At 50.8% G+C, this 21,443-nt stretch carries 21 protein-coding genes; 13 read left to right on the plus strand and 8 right to left on the minus strand.

Translation table 11 applies throughout. The features are described from left to right. Positions 1–126 precede the first annotated feature (126 nt). Entirely contained in the window at positions 127–912 is a 786-nt protein-coding gene (gene rlmB / locus CZ360_RS05625; protein WP_077533217.1) for a 23S rRNA (guanosine(2251)-2'-O)-methyltransferase RlmB, read from the plus strand. 40 nt (positions 913–952) lie between these two features. Beyond that, a complete protein-coding gene (locus CZ360_RS05630) occupies positions 953–4,102 on the plus strand; it encodes a hypothetical protein (RefSeq protein ID WP_077533218.1) in 3,150 nt (1,049 codons plus the stop codon). A gap of 71 nt (positions 4,103–4,173) precedes the next feature. On the opposite strand, the gene CZ360_RS05635 is transcribed toward CZ360_RS05630, so the two are convergent. The 6 genes from CZ360_RS05635 to fabD are packed head-to-tail and all read right to left on the minus strand — an operon-like array spanning position 4,174 to position 9,348. Further along, on the minus strand, positions 4,174–5,088 hold the full coding sequence (locus CZ360_RS05635) for a nucleoside hydrolase (protein ID WP_229408028.1): 915 nt from the start codon (positions 5,086–5,088) through the stop codon (positions 4,174–4,176). Positions 5,089–5,132: 44 nt separating this feature from the next. After that, positions 5,133–5,903 (minus strand): alkaline phosphatase family protein, encoded by a 771-nt coding sequence (locus CZ360_RS05640; RefSeq protein WP_077533220.1) that lies wholly within the window; start codon positions 5,901–5,903, stop codon positions 5,133–5,135. 39 nt (positions 5,904–5,942) lie between these two features. Further along, on the minus strand, positions 5,943–6,332 hold the full coding sequence (crcB, locus tag CZ360_RS05645; RefSeq protein ID WP_077533221.1) for a fluoride efflux transporter CrcB: 390 nt from the start codon (positions 6,330–6,332) through the stop codon (positions 5,943–5,945). Between the two features lie 15 nt (positions 6,333–6,347). Next, positions 6,348–7,877, minus strand: coding sequence for a YifB family Mg chelatase-like AAA ATPase (locus CZ360_RS05650; protein ID WP_077533222.1), 1,530 nt, complete (start codon positions 7,875–7,877; stop codon positions 6,348–6,350). Between the two features lie 27 nt (positions 7,878–7,904). Then, positions 7,905–8,405: a shikimate kinase gene (locus tag CZ360_RS05655; protein WP_077533771.1), complete on the minus strand. Its 501-nt coding sequence runs from the start codon at positions 8,403–8,405 to the stop codon at positions 7,905–7,907. A gap of 16 nt (positions 8,406–8,421) precedes the next feature. After that, on the minus strand, positions 8,422–9,348 hold the full coding sequence (gene fabD / locus CZ360_RS05660) for an ACP S-malonyltransferase (RefSeq protein WP_077533772.1): 927 nt from the start codon (positions 9,346–9,348) through the stop codon (positions 8,422–8,424). Between the two features lie 336 nt (positions 9,349–9,684). Here fabD and CZ360_RS05665 point away from each other — a divergent pair, with 336 nt between their 5' ends. The 10 genes from CZ360_RS05665 (at position 9,685) to CZ360_RS05710 (ending at position 17,852) form a co-directional block, all read left to right on the plus strand. Further along, positions 9,685–10,677, plus strand: a complete 993-nt coding sequence (locus CZ360_RS05665; protein WP_077533223.1) for a 3-oxoacyl-ACP synthase III family protein — start codon at positions 9,685–9,687, stop codon at positions 10,675–10,677. Between the two features lie 43 nt (positions 10,678–10,720). Then, positions 10,721–11,470, plus strand: a complete 750-nt coding sequence (gene fabG, locus CZ360_RS05670) for a 3-oxoacyl-[acyl-carrier-protein] reductase (protein ID WP_077533224.1) — start codon at positions 10,721–10,723, stop codon at positions 11,468–11,470. A 54-nt stretch (positions 11,471–11,524) separates the two neighbouring features. Continuing rightward, positions 11,525–12,760 (plus strand): beta-ketoacyl-ACP synthase II, encoded by a 1,236-nt coding sequence (gene fabF / locus CZ360_RS05675; RefSeq protein WP_077533225.1) that lies wholly within the window; start codon positions 11,525–11,527, stop codon positions 12,758–12,760. A gap of 71 nt (positions 12,761–12,831) precedes the next feature. Further along, positions 12,832–13,296: an acetyl-CoA carboxylase biotin carboxyl carrier protein gene (gene accB / locus CZ360_RS05680; RefSeq protein WP_229407999.1), complete on the plus strand. Its 465-nt coding sequence runs from the start codon at positions 12,832–12,834 to the stop codon at positions 13,294–13,296. Between the two features lie 76 nt (positions 13,297–13,372). Further along, entirely contained in the window at positions 13,373–13,804 is a 432-nt protein-coding gene (gene fabZ, locus CZ360_RS05685; protein WP_077533226.1) for a 3-hydroxyacyl-ACP dehydratase FabZ, read from the plus strand. Positions 13,805–13,910: 106 nt separating this feature from the next. Further along, positions 13,911–15,263 carry an acetyl-CoA carboxylase biotin carboxylase subunit gene (locus tag CZ360_RS05690; RefSeq protein ID WP_077533227.1) on the plus strand — a complete coding sequence of 451 codons (1,353 nt, stop codon included), beginning with the start codon at positions 13,911–13,913 and terminating at the stop codon, positions 15,261–15,263. A 35-nt stretch (positions 15,264–15,298) separates the two neighbouring features. Then, positions 15,299–16,165: an acetyl-CoA carboxylase, carboxyltransferase subunit beta gene (accD, locus tag CZ360_RS05695; RefSeq protein ID WP_077533228.1), complete on the plus strand. Its 867-nt coding sequence runs from the start codon at positions 15,299–15,301 to the stop codon at positions 16,163–16,165. Positions 16,166–16,224: 59 nt separating this feature from the next. Continuing rightward, complete coding sequence (locus CZ360_RS05700; protein WP_077533229.1) at positions 16,225–17,025, plus strand: acetyl-CoA carboxylase carboxyltransferase subunit alpha; 801 nt, start codon at positions 16,225–16,227, stop codon at positions 17,023–17,025. Positions 17,026–17,115: 90 nt separating this feature from the next. Further along, the gene (locus CZ360_RS05705; RefSeq protein WP_077533230.1) at positions 17,116–17,346 is read left to right on the plus strand and encodes an acyl carrier protein; all 231 of its coding nucleotides are present in this window, start codon (positions 17,116–17,118) and stop codon (positions 17,344–17,346) included. Between the two features lie 95 nt (positions 17,347–17,441). Next, on the plus strand, positions 17,442–17,852 hold the full coding sequence (locus CZ360_RS05710; protein WP_077533231.1) for a DUF2752 domain-containing protein: 411 nt from the start codon (positions 17,442–17,444) through the stop codon (positions 17,850–17,852). 44 nt (positions 17,853–17,896) lie between these two features. Here the strand turns inward: CZ360_RS05710 and CZ360_RS05715 are convergent, their stop codons facing one another. Next, positions 17,897–18,391 (minus strand): DUF4190 domain-containing protein, encoded by a 495-nt coding sequence (locus tag CZ360_RS05715; protein WP_077533232.1) that lies wholly within the window; start codon positions 18,389–18,391, stop codon positions 17,897–17,899. 138 nt (positions 18,392–18,529) lie between these two features. Further along, on the minus strand, positions 18,530–18,817 hold the full coding sequence (locus tag CZ360_RS05720; RefSeq protein ID WP_229408000.1) for a DUF4190 domain-containing protein: 288 nt from the start codon (positions 18,815–18,817) through the stop codon (positions 18,530–18,532). Between the two features lie 418 nt (positions 18,818–19,235). Between CZ360_RS05720 and CZ360_RS05725 the strand changes: the two genes are divergently transcribed. Beyond that, positions 19,236–21,308, plus strand: a complete 2,073-nt coding sequence (locus CZ360_RS05725) for an elongation factor G (RefSeq protein WP_077533233.1) — start codon at positions 19,236–19,238, stop codon at positions 21,306–21,308. Positions 21,309–21,443 lie beyond the last annotated feature (135 nt).

The following is a 21,443-nucleotide window of genomic DNA, read 5'->3' on the forward strand; positions in this document are numbered from 1 at the left end:
AGTCTTTCAAAAAACTCTGCTAGAAAATAAAGGGAAAGGGTGTTTTTTTGTCAGGGTTTATGATATAATAAAAAAGAATATAAATTGATGTCGGATTTTTCCGGCGGAAAGGCAGATACAGACTAGATGAACAAGCCGAACCACCAAGCCTCCCAACCCCGCAGTGATGTTGTGGCAGGGCGAAACGCTGTGCTGGAAGCGATAAAAAACGGCCGGCAGATTGACACCTTATATTTGCAGCAGCCGGACGGGGAAGGCCAGCATGGCTCAATCGGGAAGATCATCCGTATGGCGAAGGAACAGAAATTGGTAATCAAATATGTTTCCCGACAAAAGCTGACGGAGCTCAGCGGCGGCGTGGTGCATCAGGGTGTTGCCGCGGTCATCAGCGCGGTGGGTTACGCCGAGCTTTCCGATGTGGTGAAGCAGGCAAAGGAAAAAGGGGAAGCCCCGTTTCTGATCCTCTGTGACGAGATCGAGGACCCGCATAATCTGGGCGCTATTATCCGGACTGCAGAGGCAGCCGGCGCGCATGGGGTTGTCATTCCGAAGCGCAGGAGCGCCTCGGTTAATCAGACGGTCTATAAGACGAGCGCGGGCGCCGCAAGCGTGCTCCCGGTCTGCCGCGTGGCAAACCTCAAACAGGCGGTTGATTACCTGAAAAGCGAACAGGTCTGGGTTTACAGTGCGGATATGGACGGGCAGCCCTGGTGTGAGGTGGATTATTCCGGCGGCGTTGCGCTGGTGATCGGCTCGGAGGGAAAGGGTGTTTCCCGGCTGTTGAAGGAGGAGTCCGATTTTGTGGTCAGCCTGCCGATGAACGGGCAGATCAATTCCCTCAACGCTTCCGTTGCGGCAGGGATTTTAATGTATGAGATTGCAAGGCAACGCGCGGGGCTTCGCGCAAGATAAATAGAAATACTTCTTAAAGGAAAGGGGTGTGGTGCTCGCCATGTCAGACAAACTTTACAATATTGATGATATTATCCGTGAAATCAAAGAGAATAAGATGGATGAGCAGGAGCTGGCACGACTTGCCGAGGACTACCAAAAATTTGATACGACTGCCCTTTTGGACGATGTTTTGGGCCGGGAATCCGACAAATTGCTGGATGGGATTCCAGTGTCGGACAGCGCGCTGACAGAAGAAGAAAATAAGCTCTTAGAGCAGATTTTGAAAGAAGAGCCGGAAATAGAAAAGCAGCTCAAAGCCCAGCAGGAGCAGGTGCAGAAAACACAGCCTCCGAGAATCAAGCCGCTCCGCCCGGTTTCGGAGGCTCCGAAGACGCCGGGCTTTAATCCCTTGCAGAGCACGCCTGCTACAACCCACGGAAAAGATTTTGCGGTACATAAGGACAGCGTGACCGGCCTGATTTCCAAGGTGGAAATTCAGAAGGAAGCCAAACGACAGGCCGAGCAGGATACCCGTGTACCGTTTGAGGTGGAAAGCGGCTTTAAGCCGAAACGCCCGCGCCCGTTCTTTACCGAGGAGCAGAAGAAGTCTCTGTCCGGGAAGGCGGAGACAGCGGTAAAAGCAGAGAAGCCGGCTTCAATTTCCGCTTCTCTGAATACGGAGAAAAAGGCGGAAGAGAAGAAGCCGGTCGAGTCAAAGCCGGCTGTCGGCAGCCCGGCGGAGACCAAACAGGAGATAAAACCGGCAGAAACCAAGCCTGCTGCAGAAAGAAAGCCGTCTGCCGCAGAGCAGAAACCGCAGACAGTTCAGCCGCCAAAGGCAGAGGAAAAGAAGGAGACGGCCCAGAAGCCGCAGATTAAGAAAGAAACGGTAACGCCGGTTCAGCAGATTCAGACCGCGACCTTTGAGGCGCACACTGACGAGCTTCCAACGCCATCCCTTTCGGTCGAGGAGCCAACGATAGAGGCCTTGCCATATGGGGTAGAGGAACCGACGCTGGAAGCTGATCCAGCTGAGCTTGCCCGTCATGCACAGCGCGGAAAGACAACCCGGTCAAGCGGGGACGGAACATTTTCCTCTGTGACGACGGAAATCCAGGGGACGCCGCTGAATGCGGCCGGAGTAAAAACCTCTGTTGATTTAAATGATACTGCAAAGCTGAAATATATTGCCCTGCGGAAAAACCGTCAGAGTAAGGTGCGGGATTTTTCGCTGGAGGCAGATTTTAATAAGTCCAACCCGGAACAGACGGGAAAGGCTGTCGAAGCAGACCTTTCCATTAATGTTACTCCGCCTCCGATGAAGCTTCCGCTGATTGAGGATTTAACGGATGAGCTGGAGCGCCAGGAGCGGGGAGACAGCCCGCTGTTCCGCGCCTCCCAAAAAGAAGCGCCCGATGAGTCGGACGCCGCCAAACGCTGGGAGGAAGCCAGCGCTCAGGCAGCCGGAGAGGAATATACCGCCTATAGCCAAACAGAGGATCTTTACGATACCCTGCACGAGTTAAAGCATGGGATGATTTTCCGGTGCGCGGCGGCAGTCGTGCTGTTTATCCTCTCGCTGGGGATGGTGCTGTTAAACCGCCTGCCAAACGGGAATCCGGTGCAGCTCATTGATCCGGCAAAGAACCCGATTGCATTCTGCGCGGCAAACCTAGTTATTATGGCGCTGCTGTGCGCGTTCAGCTCGGATACGCTCCGGGACGGGTTTTTGGCTTTGTTCCGGCGCCGGCCCAGCAAGGCGACTCTTTACAGCCTGGCGCTGACCGTCATGACGGTTTACAGTGCAGTGATTATCATCGATCCAGAAATGGTGAACGGGGACGCGGTGTTCCTGTATGTGCCGGTTATGGCGCTTTGCATTGGCGGCTGGTATGTCGGGCGGATCTTGAATTTTTCAAGGATATTAAAGAATTTTCATTTTGTTTCAGGAAAAACGGATAAATATTCCGCCTGCCTGCTTGATAACCAGCGTCTGGCAGAGGACTTTACCAAGGGCGCGCTTGATAACCGCCGCCCGCATTTTGTGTTAAACCGGAAAACACCGTTTTTATCCGGCTTTATTAAGGAATCGCTCAGCCAGGATGTGGCGGATCAGCAGTCGAAATATGTTGTGCCTATGGTCTGCGGTCTTGGGCTGATTGCCGCAGTGACTGCCTTTTTGATGGGCGGAGATATTTTTACAGCGCTGACGGTGCTGAGCGGCGTGCTGATTGTAGGCGCGGGCATTACACCGGCGTTTGTGTCCGCACTCCCGCTCAGCCAGGCGCAGAAGGAACTGTCCCGGATGGGCGGCGCGGTGCTCGGTTATCGCGCAGTGGAGGAATACAGCGACGTCAACTCTATGCTGATCAGCGCGAACGACCTGTTCCGCACCAATGATGTCACCCTGTATGGAATCAAGACCTTTTCTAATATGGCGATTGACCGCGCAATTCTGGATGCAACCAGTGTGCTCTGCGAAACAAAGAGCATTCTAGGCGGGATTTTTCTGAATATCATTTCAGACCGGAAGGACTATCTTGACCCAGTCGACACCTTGATTTATGAGGATGGAATGGGTATTTCAGCCTGGATCAAGGACAGAAGGGTGCTGGTTGGTTCCAGGGAACTGATGATCAACCATAATATCGACGTACCGAGCCGGGACTATGAGAGCCGGTATCTGGCGCAGAACCGAAACCTGATTTATCTGTCGGCTGCAGGGGAATTAAGCGCGGTGTTTGTAGTAGGAGTGAAAGGGAATGACGACTCGCGGAACATGCTGGTCGACCTTTATAATCACGATATCACCGCAATTGTCAAAACAGTCGACCCAATTCTCACCAAAAGCCAGCTTGCTGAGATTTTTGACATGCCGGAGGACGCGTTCCGCGTGATCCCGTCCCGGCTGCATAAAGAGGAGGAAATTCTGTCGGATTCGGAGGAAGCGCTCAGCGGCGCAGTTTCAAACAATGGAACCTTTCCGGCTTATCTTTACTCAGTGCTGGCGGCCAAGCTGCTTCATCGAAAAATTAATCTTACACAGCTTGTCAGCTGTGTGGCGGTAGGGCTGGGCGTGCTGCTTTTCATTGTGTTTACCGCGTTAAAGAGCGTCAGCCAGCTTTCGCCCGCAACACTTTGCATCTATGAGGGCGCGTGGCTGGTAGTCCTTTGGGCAATATCAAAGGCACGAAAAATTATATCATAAAAAAAGATGACATTCACTGAATGTCATCTTTTTTACTGTAATGACCGCTCTTTCCTCCAATGGAAAACCGCTTATAGGTTCTGTTTACCGTTGATTGTAGAAAAGAGCAGGTCATAGAAATTCTCTCTGGAAACCGAATCCGTAATTTCAACGTTTCCTTTCCCGCACGGAGTAAATGTCGTCGCACCCATACGTTCTTCCTGCTCTGTCTCGACTGTCACTACTCCGCGGCGGTAGGTACAGAGACTCGGATAAAAGATACCGACGGCGGCCAGCGGATCATGCATGGTTAACTCCCCGCTGCTTTGAAGCCAAGAACCGCCGAAAGCAAGAAGGCAATCCGTCAGCCGGGATGCCGGAAAAAACAGGGCAGAGGCTTCAGAAGAATCGATCGTCAGGGTGCGGGTGATTTCCTGCGAAAAGACCCGATGCACCTTTGGCGCAGTCTTGAACACGATTTCAGAGGCAAGTGGATCCGACCAAGAATTCCAGTTGTAGAGTGGGTGGGGAAGCGGTTCCGAGCCGAAGTACCCGTTCATGGCATAGAATCCCTTCAGGAGCTCCACACATTGCGGATATTGCTGGAACAACAGGGCGATATTTGTCATGTTCCCAATCGCGAGAAGATTCACCTGATGCGGATGTGACAGAATCGTATCCCGCAAGAATTCCACCGCGCGGTTTTCTTCAAAATAAACCTGATGCGGCCAGTTTTCCAGTTCTCCTGCACCCTCTGGGAGCGGATAAACTGGGATTGGGACAAGCGGCATGCTTCTTCCGGGAAAAATAGGAATATCCTTTCGGCCGGCGGCCGTACAGAGCGCGGAAGCAACCATAGCGCGCCGAATCGCGTCTCCGCCAACAGAAGTGATACCCAAGAGCTCACAGCGTGGCTCTCTCAGCAGATAGGACAAGCAGATTGCATCATCAATGTCTCCGCCAATATCAGTATCAAGTAAAATTTTTTCCTGTTCGATGGTGATCACCAAGACTTTCATCAAAATTATGACAAGCAGAAAGCTTGAGACTGTTATATCAGGGAATGACCGTCCCATTGGCGGACAGGCGGGACGCCGCAAAGCTTAGCGACGGTTGGGGCAAGGTCGAGGATAGAAGGATGACCAAGTAGTTTTCCTGCCGGAAAAGCGTTTCCATAGCAGAACAGGGGCGTTGTGGTATCCTCCCGCGTTCCAGCGCCATGATGCCGGTCATGCCCGCCGTGGTCGGCAGTAAGGATAAGCTGATAGCCGGCCGGCAGAGCGTCCATGACATCGTGGATACAGTCAACCGCCCGGCTGACACAGGAAAGCTGCTGCTCGCTCATCCAGCCGCAGTCATGTCCGAATGCATCCGTTTCCCCTAGATAAAGGAATAAAAAATCAGGCTGTTCAGTAATGAGGTAGGGAATGGCGGCATCGGTAATTTTCCGGTCTGTACCCGGTTCCTTCTCGTGATTTATCATCAGACTGTAATTGAGGGAGGCAGGGCGCGCGATATCCCGCAGCTCTTCCCAGGTATAGAAGAAGGCTGCCTTTTTTTCAAAAAGGGCTAACTGGTCGGCTAATCCTGTAATTGGGCGGACCTGCGGGGTATAGACGTTGGTGGTGATCCCGTGGCGTTCCGGCGTAACGCTGTGAAACAGGGACATATGACAGGGGAGTGTAACGGACGGAGTCACTGTTTTGGCCTCCAGCGTATAGCTGCATCTGCGGGTCAGTTCCTCTATAAATGGGTTGCCGCAGGCGGTCAGCGCATCCGGGCGCAATCCGTCGACCAGGAGCAGAACGACTTTTTGATCCATTTCATTAGCCTTCTTTCTATTTGATTCTCACAGCATCAGCTAGGAGAGGACGATCTGCCGTACTAGGAGCTTTCCGAGAAATACCCCGGCGAGACAGCAGATGAGGCTGAGCAGGATATTGAGCATGCCCAACCCAGCCTTCCCGCCCTCAAAGAGCTGAAGCGTTTCCAGGCTGAAGGTGGAAAAGGTGGTAAACCCTCCGGTTATGCCGGTTGTAAAAAAGAGTAGAAGGCGCTTTTTGTCAGGAGCATAGACGGCAAACAGCTCGCTGATCAGCCCAATCAGAAAAGCGCCGAAAATGTTGACTATCAGGGTGCCGAAAGGAAATGGATGGTTTGCCGCCCGGTTGATCAGTGTGGAGCAGGCATACCGTCCGCCCGCGCCTAAAAAGCCACCGCATCCTACGATTAGAAAATTTGTCCAGTTCATGATGCTGTTTCTCCTTTAGCGCTGCCAATATTTGCGGTCCAGGCTTCGGTATTGAATTGCCTCTGCGATATGCGCGTTGGAAATCGTTTCAGACCCGTCAAGGTCAGCAATGGTTCGCGCGACCTTCATAATTCGGTCATAAGCCCGGGCAGAAAGTCCCAGTTTTTCAAACGCGCTTTTGAGCAGCTTTTGCGCGCTGAGATCCATCGGGCAGAATTCAGACAGCTTGGCCGCCGGAATCCGAGAATTAGAGACAATGCCTGAGCCTGCAAATCGGTGGTTTTGGATTTTTCTTGCCGCATCCACCCGCTTTTTTATTTCAGTGGAGGATTCGGCCTTTTGGGTAGAGGACAGACTCTCGAATTCTACCGGCTGGACATCAATATGCAGGTCAAGCCGGTCAAGCAGAGGCCCGGACACCTTAGAAAGATAGCGGGTTACCTGGTTCGGCGTGCAGGTACAGGGCCTGGTCGGATGTCCAAAATAGCCGCAGGGGCATGGGTTCATTGCCGCAATCAGCATGATGGAGCAGGGATAGCTCAGTGTGCCGCTTGCACGAGAAATAGTCACCGTTCCATCCTCTACCGGCTGGCGCAGGATTTCCATTGCCGAGCGGGAAAATTCCGGGAGCTCGTCCAGGAACAGAACGCCGTGGTGGGCGAGAGAAACCTCGCCGGGGCGGGGGATAGAACCGCCGCCAGACAGCCCAGCAGGGGAAACGGTATGGTGCGGAGCGCGGAATGGACGGGTTTTGACGAGCCCACTGTCCTGTCCCAAAAGTCCTGCAACCGAATAAAGCTGTGTCACTTCCATAGACTCTTCAAAGGTCATATCCGGAAGGATGGAGGGCAGGCGTTTTGCCAGCATACTTTTGCCAGAACCGGGAGGCCCGATCATCAAGGCATTATGGCTCCCTGCGGCGGCAATTTCCAGCGCGCGTTTAGCGGCAGTCTGCCCCTTGACGTCCGCGAAATCCAGGAAGGCGTCTGTGCTTTCTTCCGAGCCGGCTTCCGGCAGGGTTGGGGTTAAAAGCCGGTGGCCGAGAAGATGGGCAATCAGCTGGCTGGCATTTTCGACGCCGTAAACGTTGAGCCCGCTTACCAGGGAGGCCTCCGCCGCATTTTCCTGCGGCACAAAAAGGGAAGCGGTACCATTCTTCTTTGCCTCAATCGCCATGGGGAGCACCCCATTGACCGGACGGACAGAACCATCCAGGGATAATTCCCCCAGGAAAGCGGAATCCGAAAGGTCGCCGCAGGCAAGCTGCCCGGTGATGCAGAGCATGGCAAGAAAAATCGGGACATCATACAGCGGCCCGCTTTTTTTCACATCTGCGGGCGCCAAATTTACAGTGATTTTTGTTGCCGGAAACTCGTACCCGCAATTTTTCAATGCGATTCTTACGCGGTCGCGGCTTTCCTTGACTGAAGCATCCGGCAGGCCGACAATATCAAAGGAAGGCAATGCCCGCAGGGTATCTGCCTCGACCTGTACCGGGTAGGCGTTCATGCCGTATAATCCCATACTGTTGATGCAAATTCCCATGTGGCATTGCCTCCATCCGTATTCTTTTTATTTGTTTAATACCTGTTCAATTCGTCTGAGCGTTTCTTCCAGATCATTCCCGCAGGGGATGATCAAACAGCTTGCTTTCCGGTAAACGGCTTCCCGCTCCCGGTAAAGGGCGAAAAGCTCATCTTTTGTCCGTGCCGCGGCATTTGGGCGGTTTTGATCCCCGTGAATCCGTTCATAGCAGAGGGAAAACGGAGTATCCAAATAAAGGAGTGTTCCGTATTCCCGGATGAGTTCTACGTTTTTAGGGTTTAACACCAATCCGCCGCCGGTCGCAATCACAGCGCCGGGCAGGCTTTGCGTTTCGCGGAGGGCTTTCGTTTCCATTTCACGGAAATAAGCCTCCCCGTAACGAGAAAAAATCTCTGGGATTGACAGGCCGCAAAGCGTGGTGATAAGGTCGTCCGTATCGCAGTAGGAAACACCGTTTTTCTTGGCAAGCGCCTTGGCGACAGTGGTTTTTCCGGCTCCCATAAAACCGCATAAATAAATGTTATCCATTTTGGAAATACTTCCCTTAGCCATTCATTTTTTCAAGCAGCTTCTGCAAGGTTTTTTCATTCTCTACATTATAAGCGTTTGACCCTTTCAGGGTTTTCTTTACAAGTCCGGTCAGCACCTTGTTTGGCCCGAGTTCAATAAAATATTCGAAGCCAGCCTGGTTCATCCCGTTCATTTCATCCACAAACCTGACCGGAGAAACCAGATGCTTTGCAAGGTAATGCGGCATATCGGAGAAATCGGTGAGCACCCCACCGGTTACGTTGGAGTAAAAATTCACTGTCGGTTTGGAAAAGGGGATGTCCTGAATGCTCGGAAGAAATGCATCTGCCGCAGGCTGCATGAGTTTGGAATGGAATGCCGCGCTCACTGCGAGCCGGACGCATTTTTTGCCGAGTTCCGCAAATTTTGCAGTGGCCTGCTCGATTGCAGCGGTTTCGCCGGCAACCGCAGTCTGCGCGGGGGAATTATAGTTTACCGGGACGACATAACCGTCCACGGATTCGCATACCTTTGCGATCTCCTCCGCCTCCATTCCAAGCACTGCACACATCGCGCCGTCCTGCTGTTCTGCGCATTCCTGCATGGCGGCTGCACGATGTTTGATCAGGCGGTAGCCGTCTTCCATGGTGACAACGCCGGCCGCAACCATCGCGGCGTACTCTCCGAGTGAATGTCCGGCGACTGCCTCGAAAGTAATGCCGTTTTGCTTCATTGCTTCCAATGCAACGAGAGAGGTAGTGAAGATAGCGGGCTGCGAAACCTTGGTCTGTGCCAGTTGCTCTTCTGTCCCTTCAAAGCAAAGCCTTTTCAGATCCATACCGAGCACGTCGCCTGCGCATTCATAGATCGCTTCGGCAGTTGGGTAAAGCGCTAAAAGCTCCTTCCCCATACCCGGATATTGGGAGCCTTGTCCTGAAAAAAGAAAAATATTTTTTGACATTTTAATTTTCATCCTTTCTTCTTGAAACGGCAGCAGCATAAGAGAAAAACCTCTTTCACCGCTTTTAAAAATTGTTTGGTTTCTCTTCGGAAATCTCGGTCAATTTGTATAAAAACAACTGCAAAAGCCAAAAAGATACCAACATCTTATAACAAAAGCAACAAAACTTTGTTGACAAATAGAATGGAACATTTTACTATTGTAATATATATAGTTTCGGGCAGCGGCAAAAATTGAAAAGTCCGGCTGTCATTTTGTCCCAATATCTTTTTTAAATATACCACATTTATGGGAATAGATGCAACTACAAATACAAATATAGGAGGTATTGAAGCCATGGGAATCAATATCATCGGCACTGGGATGTTTGTCCCGGATGTTATCGCGGGAAATGAGGATTTCGCAAGGATCGTCGATACCAGCGACGAATGGATTACCACCCGTACAGGGATTAAAACCCGTCATATTACCAACGGCACCCTGAATTTCCAGATGGGCGCGGCTGCGGCAAAGGAAGCGGTGGAGGAAGCGGGAATTGACCCGCAGGAGATCGACATGATCATCGCTACCACTGTAACGCCGGACTGCCTGACCCCGTCGCTCGCCTGCCTGGTTGGAAAGGAGCTGGGGATTGAATCGGCGGCCGGAATGGATTTAAACGCCGCGTGCGCCGGATATGTTTTTGCGCTGGATGTCGCAAAACATTACCTGGAGAGCGGAGAATTTGAAACCATTCTGATTGTTTCTTCAGAAATCATCACAAGAATGGTGGATTATTCCGACCGAAGCACCTGTGTGCTCTTTGGAGATGGGGCCGGCGCTACGATTGTCAGGAAGGGCGAGGGGATGTATTCCTGCGCTTTGAAGGGGAAGCCGCAGGGCGCGGACAAGATCTTCACCAAGCTTCCTGCTCCGAATAACCCGTTTGGCAAGAATGAATTTGACTGGGGAAACGATGAAATGAACGCCGCGCCGGACTATTTTATGCAGATGGCGGGGAACGAGGTTTATAAATTTGCGACAGCAGCGATGCCGGAGGCAGTAGAAATTGCGGCTCAAAAAGCAGGAATCGGTGTTTCTGAAATTGATATGATTATCCCGCATCAGGCTAATGTGCGGATTGTCAATACTGCCATTAAACGGCTGAAGCTCCCAAAGGAACGCTTTTATGTCAATATCCAGGAGTTTGGGAATATCTCAAGCGCCTGCATCCCGCTGGCACTGGCTCAGCTTTCCCATCAGGGGCGGCTCCATAAGGGTGATAAAATTTGCCTGGTGGGCTTTGGCGCGGGACTGACCTACGGTGCGTCGATCTTTGAATGGGAATAAAACGAACTACAGGGTTTTACCTTGCTTTGAAAGGAATGATGATATGAGCGAAAGAAAAACAGCGCTGATTACCGGCGCTTCTCAGGGACTGGGTGCTGCGATGGCACTCCGGCTGGCAAAGGACGGCTTTAATATCGCGATAAACTGCCGCGGCGAGGTCGAGATTGAAAACGGCGGACGCCAGGTGAAGGCAGAATGCGAGGCGCTGGGAGTGAAGGCGGAATGCTTTATTGCAGATGTCTCCAGCTTTGAGGCGTGCAAGGAGATGGTTGCGGCGGTCAAGGAACATTTCGGAACCATTGACGTACTGATAAACAATGCGGGAATTACCAAGGACGGACTGTTGGTGCGGATGAGCGAAGCGCAGTTTGACATGGTGACCAACGTAAACTATAAAAGCGTATTCAATATGACCCGCCATGTCGGCGCGGTGATGATGAAGCAGAGAAGCGGGCGGATCATCAACGTCTCTTCTGTTGCAGGTCTGTATGGCAATCCGGGACAGTTTAACTATTCCGCGAGCAAGGCGGGAATTGTTGGAATGACCCTGACCACCGCCAAGGAGCTTGGCCCGCGCGGGATTACTGCAAATGCCATTGCGCCGGGCTTTATCGAGACCCCGATGACCGATGTGCTGGATGAAAAGGTCAAGGCAAGATGCATGGAGGCAGTTGCGCTCAGACGGTTTGGAAAGCCGGAGGAGGTTGCAAGTGTGGTTTCCTTCCTGGCCTCAGACGATGCAAGCTATGTTTCCGGTCAGGTCATTGTCATTGACGGGGCCATGCAGATGTAACATAGAAAGCGCAAAGCGTTATTGATCAGAAAGTTACGAAAAGGAGAAAGTACCATGAACAGAGTAGTTATCACAGGGATGGGAATTGTCAGCCCGATTGGGAATGACATTGCAACCGCCTGGGACAATGTAAGGGCTGGGAAACACGGCATTTCATTTATCTCAAAATTCGACGCCTCTGATTCAGACGTAAAAGTGGCGGCAGAGGTTAAGGATTTTGATCCGCTGAAGGCTTTTGAAAAAAAAGAATTGAGGAGAACAGACCTCTATACTCAGTATGCAATGGAGGCGGCAAGACAGGCGCTGGAAGATTGCGGGAGCGATTTTAAGGATCTGGATCCGTTCCGTATCGGGGTGATTGTCGGCTCTGGAATCGGCGGCTTCGGAACCACGGAGGCAGAACATGCGAAATTTCTGGAAAAGGGCGGAAACAGAGTGTCTCCGTTTTATATTCCGATGATGATTTCCAATATGGCGGCTGGAACAATTGCTATTAAAACTGGCTTTAAGGGCGCAAATTTTGCCCCTGTAACTGCCTGCGCGACCTCGGCTCATGCGGTTGGGGAAGCGTTCCGCAATATTAAACATGGTTATTTGGATGCCTGTGTGACCGGCGGCTCGGAAGCGGCAATCAGTGAATTTGCGATTGCCGGCTTTAATAACATGAAAGCGCTTTCCCATTCGGACAACCCGGATCGCGCTTCGATTCCGTTTGACAAGGACCGGGACGGCTTTATTATGGGCGAAGGCGGCGGAATTTTGATTTTGGAGGAGCTTGAGCATGCCAAAGCGCGCGGCGCGAAAATTTATGCGGAAATCGTTGGCTACGGCGCAACCGGGGACGCATATCATATCACCAGCCCTGATCCGGAAGGCTTGGGTGCAGGGAAAGGGATGCAGCTTGCCTTGGAGGAAGCCGGATTGAAAGCGGAGGATGTGGATTATATCAACGCGCACGGAACCTCTACGCCGCTGAATGATAAATATGAAACCAAAGCGATTAAGCTCGCCCTTGGCGATGCGGCAAAGGACGTAATGGTAAGCTCCACGAAGGCACTGACAGGCCACCTATTGGGTGCGGCAGGCGCGGTGGAAGCAATTATCTGCGCAAAATCACTGGAGGAAGGCTTTGTCCCAGGGACAGCCGGATTCCAGGAGTATGATGAAGAATGCGACCTGAATAATATGACAGACGGGGGGAAGGACGCCGAGATTCATGTGGCGCTTTCCAACTCTCTTGGGTTTGGCGGGCATAATGCCACCCTCTGCCTGAAAAAATACGCAGAATAAAAAATAGGAGATCTTGTCTGCGGCCTGGCAGCTTGAACGCAGTGCCGCACAGGAAAGGAAAGGCTTATACCATGGGTGAAATGAAATTAAGCGTGGCTGAAATCACAAAACTGATGGAACAGATGGAACGGACTGGCCTTGGCAAGCTGGTGCTGGAGGACGGGGACTTTAAGCTAAACCTGAGTGCGAAACGCCAGGAGCTTGTTTGTACCTCCACTGCAGGAACGGAGGCGCCTGTTGCGGCCGTTGCTGCCGCCTCCGCTTCTGTCCAGCCGACAGAAGAAGCCAATGCACGGTATTCCGGAAATGTAATGGAGGCGCCGATTGTAGGCACCTTCTACAGCTCTCCAGCCCCGGACAAGGAACCGTTTGTCGCTGTCGGCAAGCAGGTGAAAAAGGGCGATGTGCTGTTTATTATTGAATCGATGAAGCTGATGAATGAAATTCAGAGCGAATATGACGGAGAGGTAGCTGAAATCCTTGTGGAGGACGGCGCTCCAGTGGAATACGGACAGCCGATTATGGTAATCCGGTAACGCTGAGGAACATGAAATGTCCCGATATGGGGGAAGTGTTCTGACCTCAGCTTTACAGAAAGGAATGTGTAAGAAAATGCCGTTACTGAATCAGGAACAGATCAAAGAAATCATTCCGCACCGCGACCCGTTTTTGCTGATCGACGAGGTATTGGAAATGGAACCGGGTGTACGGGTGGTTGCGAGAAAGCACCTCAAAGAGGACGAATATTGGTTTAAAGGCCATTTCCCGGGCCAGCCGGTTCAACCGGGCGTGCTGACCATCGAAATGCTGGCTCAGGCAGGTGCGGTCTGCGCTTTGTCCGTACCGGAAAACAAAGGGAAAATTGCCTTTTTTGCCGGGATTGACAAAGCAAAATTTCGCGGAGTGGTAAAGCCGGGCGACACCCTGACGCTGGAAGTGGAGATTATCAAGGCGCGCAGGTCGATTGGTGTTGGCAAGGCGACGGCCTATGTCGGTGACAAGCGGGTTTGCAGCGCAGAAATCACCTTTGCCATCGGGGAATAGAGAAGGGCAGGCGGAGCAGCGCCCTGTGCTTTACAGCGCGTTGCCCGCCTGAAAATAACTGTGTGCAGGATCAATAGCCTGTACCAGAAAGCAAAGGGTTATGGTCATGTTTGATAAAGTATTGATTGCCAACCGCGGTGAAATCGCGGTTCGAATTATTCGCGCGTGCCGGGAGCTTGGAATTCCGACCGTGGCGGTTTACTCTACGGCTGACCGCGGCGCGCTGCATGTAAAGCTGGCGGATGAAGCGGTCTGCATTGGGCCGGCTGCAACGAAGGACAGCTATCTGAATATCCCGGCGATCCTCTCTGCCTGTGATTTGACGGGCGCGGATGCGGTCCATCCGGGTTTCGGCTTTTTATCAGAAAATGCGAATTTTGCACGAACCTGTACTCGGTGCGGAGTGAAATTTATCGGGCCAAGCTATGAGGCTATCGAGATGATGGGCGACAAAGCGCAGGCGAAAGAGACGATGAGGGCTGCCGGCGTACCGGTAATCCCGGGATCGGACGGCGAGATTTCGGATGTCGAGAAGGCAAAGCGCCTGGCGCGCGAAATCGGCTATCCAGTGCTGGTCAAAGCTTCTGCCGGCGGCGGCGGACGCGGAATCAGGCGGGTTGACTCCGAACAGGAGCTGGAGAGCCAGATTACTGCGGCAAAACAGGAAGCGCTGAATTTCTTTGGAAACGCCGGCGTCTATCTGGAAAAATTTATCCTTAACCCGCGCCATGTAGAGGTGCAGGTTTTGGCTGACAGCTTTGGAAATGTGATCTATCTTGGAGAGCGGGACTGCTCGGTGCAGAGGAGAAACCAAAAGGTGCTGGAGGAAGCACCCTGTGTCGTGATGACGCCGCAGCTTCGGGCAAAAATGGGAGAGGCGGCGGTGAAAGCCGCAAAGGCATGCGGCTATGAAAATGCCGGAACCATTGAATTTTTGCTCGACGCCCGGGGGGATTTTTACTTCATGGAGATGAACACCCGGATTCAGGTGGAGCATCCGATTACAGAGCTTGTAACCGGAGTCGATCTGGTGCAGGAACAGCTTTTAATTGCTCAGGGCAAAAAACTTTCCTATACGCAGGACGAAATCCACTTGACAGGGCATGCAATAGAGTGTAGAATTAACGCAGAAAACCCCGCGCTGAATTTCCGGCCGTCGCCGGGCAAAATCAAATCCCTGAACCTTCCGGGCGGACCGGGAGTAAGGATTGACAGCGCGGTTTACCAGGGCTATGAAATCACGCCGTATTATGACAGCATGATTGCCAAGCTGATCGTCTACGCGAAGGATCGGAAGACGGCGATCAAAAAGATGAAATGGGCGCTCGCTGAATTTTTGGTGGAAGGGGTCGATACCAATATCGATTTCCAGCTGTCCATCCTGCGCGACCCTGATTTTGCGGCGGCGGATTTTGACAATGGATTTTTAGAAAGAAAGATGGCGGACGGGGAATTATAGCCTGTCCGGCTCTATCATAAAAGGAGGGAGTACCCTTGCTGGAGGATTTGTTTAAGACGGTCAAGTCGCGTTTTGACACTGACCCGGAGCACAGCAAAAAAAGCAAGGTTTCCATTCCGTCAGACCTTCTCTTTAAGTGCCCGCGCTGCGGCCATGTCATGTTCATGGAGGACTTTGTCGGGGCAAATAAGGTCTGCTCAGAATGTAACTATCATGCAAGGCTGACTGCCAGAGAACGGCTGAATATCACCATTGATAAGGGAAGCTTTGTAGAATATGACGCGGAGATGGAGAGCGCTAACCCGATTTCATTTGACAGCTATGAACAAAAAATTGAAGCGCTGCAGAAAAAAACCGGGCTGAGAGACGCAATCGTGACCGGAGAGTGTACCATTAAAACAAAGCCCTGTGTGGTTGCAGTGATGGATTCCCGCTTCATGATGGCTTCCATGGGAAGCGTCGTGGGAGAAAAAATCGCCAGGGCCTTTGAGCGTGCGACAGAGAAAGGCCTGCCAGTGGTAATATTTACGGCTTCAGGCGGCGCCAGGATGCAGGAGGGAATCGTTTCCCTGATGCAGATGGCAAAAACCTCTGCTGCAGTAGGCCGTCATTCCGATGCAGGGCTATTGTATATTACCGTTTTGACCGATCCAACGACAGGCGGTGTGACCGCGTCCTTTGCCTCGATCGGCGACATTATCCTGGCCGAACCGAAGGTATTGGTCGGGTTTGCCGGAAGACGGGTCATCGAGGGTACCATTAAGCAGCGTTTGCCTGACGATTTCCAGTCAGCGGAATTTTTGCTGCAGCATGGGTTTGTTGATATGATTGTGGAGCGCCAGAATATGCGGCGCACCATCTCGAAGCTTTTGCGCCATCACGGATATACAGGAAAAAAATAGAAGCTTAGCTTTCTGTTTTGAACCACATTCGGATTTGGCAAAAAGAAAGGAATGGGTATATGGAAGCAACGGCATGGGAGCGGATGGAGATTATCCGGAATAAAAACCGTCCGACCATCCGGGATTATATCCCGTTGATATTTAAAGATTTTTTTGAGCTGCACGGCGACCGCTTGTTTGGGGATGACCATGCGATTATCGGAGGCATTGCCAGCTTTCAGGGCCAGCCGGTGACGATATTGGCCCATGTAAAGGGAAAAAATATCGATGAAAATAAAGATGCAAACTTTGCTATGCCTCATCCGGAGGGCTATCGCAAGGCATTAAGATTTGCTAAGCAGGCAGAAAAATTTCGCCGGCCGGTAATCTGCTTTGTGGATACGCCGGGTGCGTTCTGCGGTATTGCGGCGGAAGAACGCGGGCAGGGTGAGGCAATTGCCAAAAACCTGCTGGAGTTCAGCCGGCTGAAAACGCCGGTCATCACGATTGTGCTCGGCGAGGGCGGCTCCGGCGGCGCATTGGCGCTGGGTGTTTGTGATGAGCTGGCTATGCTGGAAAATGCGGTTTATTCTGTCATTTCCCCCCGCGGCTGCGCGAGTATTCTATGGAAAGACGCTTCCCGGGAAAAGGAAGCGGCGAATATCCTGAAAATCACAGCACAGGATCTGGTCAAGCTGGGAGTTGCAGAGACAGTGATACCGGAGCCTGCAGGCGGCGCGCACAATAATTACGGGCAGGCCGCGGAAAACATTTCCGACTATCTGGAGGACGCTTTAAATCGGCTTTCCGACGTACCGGAGGAAACTATGCTGGAACGGCGGTATCACAAATTCAGAAAAATTGGTGAATTTGTGGAATAAAGGCTTGACAGTGGGAATCATATGATGTATGTTGTAAGGGGTAACCTTTGACAATAAAATGAATTTATTTTCATTAAGGAGGATATTAGAATGGTATTAGAAAAAGTAACTGAAATTTTGTGTGATCAACTGGATGTGGACGCTGAAAAAGTAACAATGGAAGCTTCCATTACAGACGATCTCGGTGCAGACTCTCTGGACGTTGTGGACCTGGTGATGTCTTTGGAAGAAGAATTTGATGTTGAAATTCCGGATGAAGAAGTGGAAAACATCAAGACTGTCGGCGACATCGTAAAATATATCGAAGACCATCAGGATTAAGATTGGTTTGTTTGTCAGGGCAGGGAATTTTGTTCCTTGCCCTGATTTTTGTCAGATGAGTTTGTGACACGTACAGACAGGATGGGGCGTGAAGGATGAAACAGAGAACAATGCGGATATTTGCTTGGATTGGAGCGGTTGTCCCGTTAATCCTTTTGATAACCGTTCCGTTTTGGAAAGAATTTGCACTTGGCCTGGGACGGAATCTCCCGCCCTGCTATTTTTATTCCCTAACCGGCATCCCTTGTCCGGGCTGCGGGCTAACACGAAGTGTCATTTCTCTGCTGCATGGGGATGTGCTGATGGCAATGCGGTATAATCTGATGCCTTTTTTTCTGGCAGTGATTGTTCTTCCGCTCTGGCTGGAGCTTTGGTTTTATCTCTTTCACCGGCCCATAAAGCTGCTTCCGCGCGGCAATTGGTTTATCTATGGGATGTTGGGCGTATATCTTGTTTACCTTGTAATTCGCAATTTTATTCCTGCACTGCAGCTTTTCGGGACATAAAAAGAGCATGGCGTCTGCCATGCTCTTTTTATACTTGAACAGAATTAATAACTATAATAGACATTGTACCAGAAATTGTCTAATGCCCCAACGGCACTCATGATAATGATAACGATAAACAGAACGATACCGATGGCAGAAAGGACAATACCGGCGGTTGCCATCCCTTTTGAGGACGGAGCGCGTTTCTGCCCCATGATACCAAAAATTAAACCAAGGATGCCAAATAAACCGGCTCCGCAGCATACAACGGACAGAATACCAAGCACCAGAGAAGCGATTGAAAAGCCCTTCTGCTCCGGCTGCTGCCCCTGCGGGTTATAGGGCTGCTGATATGGCTGCTGATTCCACTGCTGGCTGTTATCCGGCTGCGGATTGTTCCAGCCATTGTTCTGACTTTCCCATGCATTCGGCTGCGGGGACTGGTAAGACTGGTACTGTCCTCCGTCCGGGGTTGACTGCCACTGCGCATTTGGGTCAGTCGGCGGATTTTGCCCATTTTGATTCCATTGGTTATTATTGTTATAATTCGGATCCATAAACTTGCCCTCCTTAACATTTTCTGATTTTAGTGTAACATGAATTGCATAAGTTTGCAACTTTTTTCTGATGATCGAAACTAGCTAAATAAAAGAAAAAAGCATTCCATATGGAATGCTTTTTTACATGGCATTTTATTATGCGGACAGACCGATAGAAGCGATAATGCCAGCTAAAACAGTAATAAACAGAATTACTAGAACGATTGCGATAATTGACATTACCATCCCAGCGGTTGCCATCCCCTTAGCAGCTTCGCATTTTTTACGGCCAAGGATACCAAGAATTAAGCCAACGACTGCACAAGGTACAGAAATATACCAGAAGCAACTCAATACAAGAGCGATGATGCCAAGTACCATAGAAGCGACAGCCATTCCTTTGCTTGGAGTCTGTTGAGGCTGATTGTTATAATTCTGATCCATAGAATTACCCTCCAATTCATTGTTTATGATAACACTTTAACATAATCTATTCACAATTTCAACATAGTTTGATAAATAAATACGTTAATTTTTAATTTTCTATACTTGCTACAAAATCCATACTTTCTTTTTAGAAAAAATGCTTATATACCCTGCAAGCGGTTGTTCCGAATAAGAAATCTTTTTTATTTTGTCAGAAAAGCAGAGCTGTTCATATCTGATTCACTAAAGTTATACACACTTAACAGATATTTTTTAGATTATTTGACAATTTCGCAGTTGCACCATATCGGTAACTATGATATAATATTGAGCAAAGAGTTGGTAAAAATGGATAGATTGCACAAACAAATCCTGCAATATTCCAGATAAGGAAGCAGGCTGCTTCCAATGATTCAAACGAATGGAGAGATTTACCATGAAACAGTATAATGCAAACAACATTAAAAACATTGCCATTGTAGGGCATGGCGGCTCCGGGAAAACAACTTTGGCTGAAGCGCTTCTGTATACTACAGGTGCAACCGACCGGCTGGGAACCATTGCGGATGGCACCACAGTTTGCGACTTTGATCCGGAAGAAACCAAAAGAAAGGCTTCCATTGGGCTTTCTGTCGCGCCGTTTGAATATAAAGATTGCAAAGTGAACCTGTTGGATGCACCGGGACTGTTTGATTTTGTCGGGGGAATGAGCGAAGCAATCCGCGCTGCAGACAGCGTGATTGTAACTGTTTCCGGGAAATCCGGACTGACCACCGGAAGTAAAAAAGCCTATAAAATGGCAAAAAAACAGGGCAAAGCCCGGATGATCTATGTTGGAAAGCTGGATCGGGAAAGCGCTGATTTTTATAAAGTGCTCGAACAACTCAAAACAGAGTTCGGGCCTAGCATCTGCCCGTTGGTTGTTCCCTATGTAGAGGATCATAAGGTTCAGTGCTATATTGACCTGATTGATATGAAGGCTTTCCGCTACGAGAAAGGAAAAGCCGTTGAAGTCGATGTTCCGCAGAGCGAGCACAGAATTGACGGGCTGATCACTGCGATCAGTGAAGCTGTTGCCGAAACAGATGATGATTTGTTTGAAAAGTATTTCTCCGGGGAAAAATTCACCCACGACGAATTGCTGCGCGGAATCCGCAAGGGGGTTCGGATGGGTGATATCACGCCTGTGTTCTGCGGCTCCTCCACTGAGATGGAAGCCATTGACATGCTCCTCAAGGGGATTCAGCTTTTGCTGCCAACCGCGCAGGAGGCTGCGATTGAAACCGCACAGGATGGGGATGGAAAAGACGTCGCCGTTTCCTGTGACGAGGATAAGGATTTGGTTGCGTTTGTCTTTAAAACAGTAGCTGACCCGTTTGTCGGGAAGCTCTCCTATATTAAGGTGGTATCAGGTATCCTGAAACCAGAATCTGTGCCCAAAAACGCAACGACTGGTGAAACGGAAAAGATGGGCAAACTTGTCACCCTGCGCGGGAAAAAGCAGGAGGATGCCAAAGTGATTCCGGCTGGGGACATCGGCGCTGTTACGAAGCTCGACGCCAACACCGGCGATACACTTTATATTGGCCAGCAGCTTACCCTGAAAAAGGCAGATTTCCCGGCTCCATGCTATTCTATGGCAGTCCTGCCGGTGAATAAGGGCGATGAAAGCAAAATTTCACAGGGAATCAAGCGCCTTTGCGAGGAGGATCTGACCCTCGGCTATGACCACAACCATGAAACCCATCAACGGATTTTAAGTGGATTGGGTGAGCAGCATCTTGACGTCGTGGTAGCAAAGCTTAAGAGCAAATTCGGCGTTGACGTTACACTGGAACCGCCGATGGTCGCCTACCGGGAAACCATCCGCAAAAAGGTGAAGGTAGAAGGGAAACACAAGAAGCAGTCGGGCGGACACGGGCAGTTCGGCCATGTCTGGGTCGAATTCGAACCCTGCGACAGTGAAGAGCTTGTCTTTGAAGAAAAGGTATTCGGCGGCGCTGTGCCGAAGGGATATTTCCCGGCTGTTGAAAAGGGCCTGAAGGAAGCGATGGTGAAGGGCGTCATCGCCGGCTATCCGATGGTTGGGCTGAAAGCGACATTGGTCGACGGCTCTTATCATCCGGTTGACTCCTCTGAAATGTCCTTTAAGATGGCAGCGGCCCTCGCTTACAAGGCGGGTATCCCGCAGGCTTCTCCGGTACTTCTCGAACCGATCGGTTCTTTAAAGGTACTGGTTCCGGATGCAAATACCGGAGATATGATGGGCGAACTCAACAAACGCCGCGGCAGAGTGCTCGGAATGAACCCATCCGATGAGGAAGACGGTATGACTGTGATTGAGGCGGAGGTTCCGATGAGCGAGATGTCCGACTTTACTACCCTTGTGCGGCAGATGACACAGGGAAGCGGCAGCTTCAGCCTTGCCTTTGAACGGTATGAACAGCTTCCGGGACAGCTTGAGGCCAAGGTGATTGAGGAAGCAAAAAAACTCTTTGCGGAAGAATAAAAATTAAAGACACCCCATCGGAAACAATCCGGCGGGGTGTCTTTAACGGAAATACCGGTAAAATCTCATATCCTTCGTTCCGATATGCTATAATCGGAGCGAGGTGATAAAATATGTGGAGAAGAATCAGAGATT

It is taken from the genome of Massiliimalia massiliensis (assembly GCF_900155615.1).
Taxonomy (GTDB): domain Bacteria; phylum Bacillota; class Clostridia; order Oscillospirales; family Ruminococcaceae; genus Massiliimalia; species Massiliimalia massiliensis.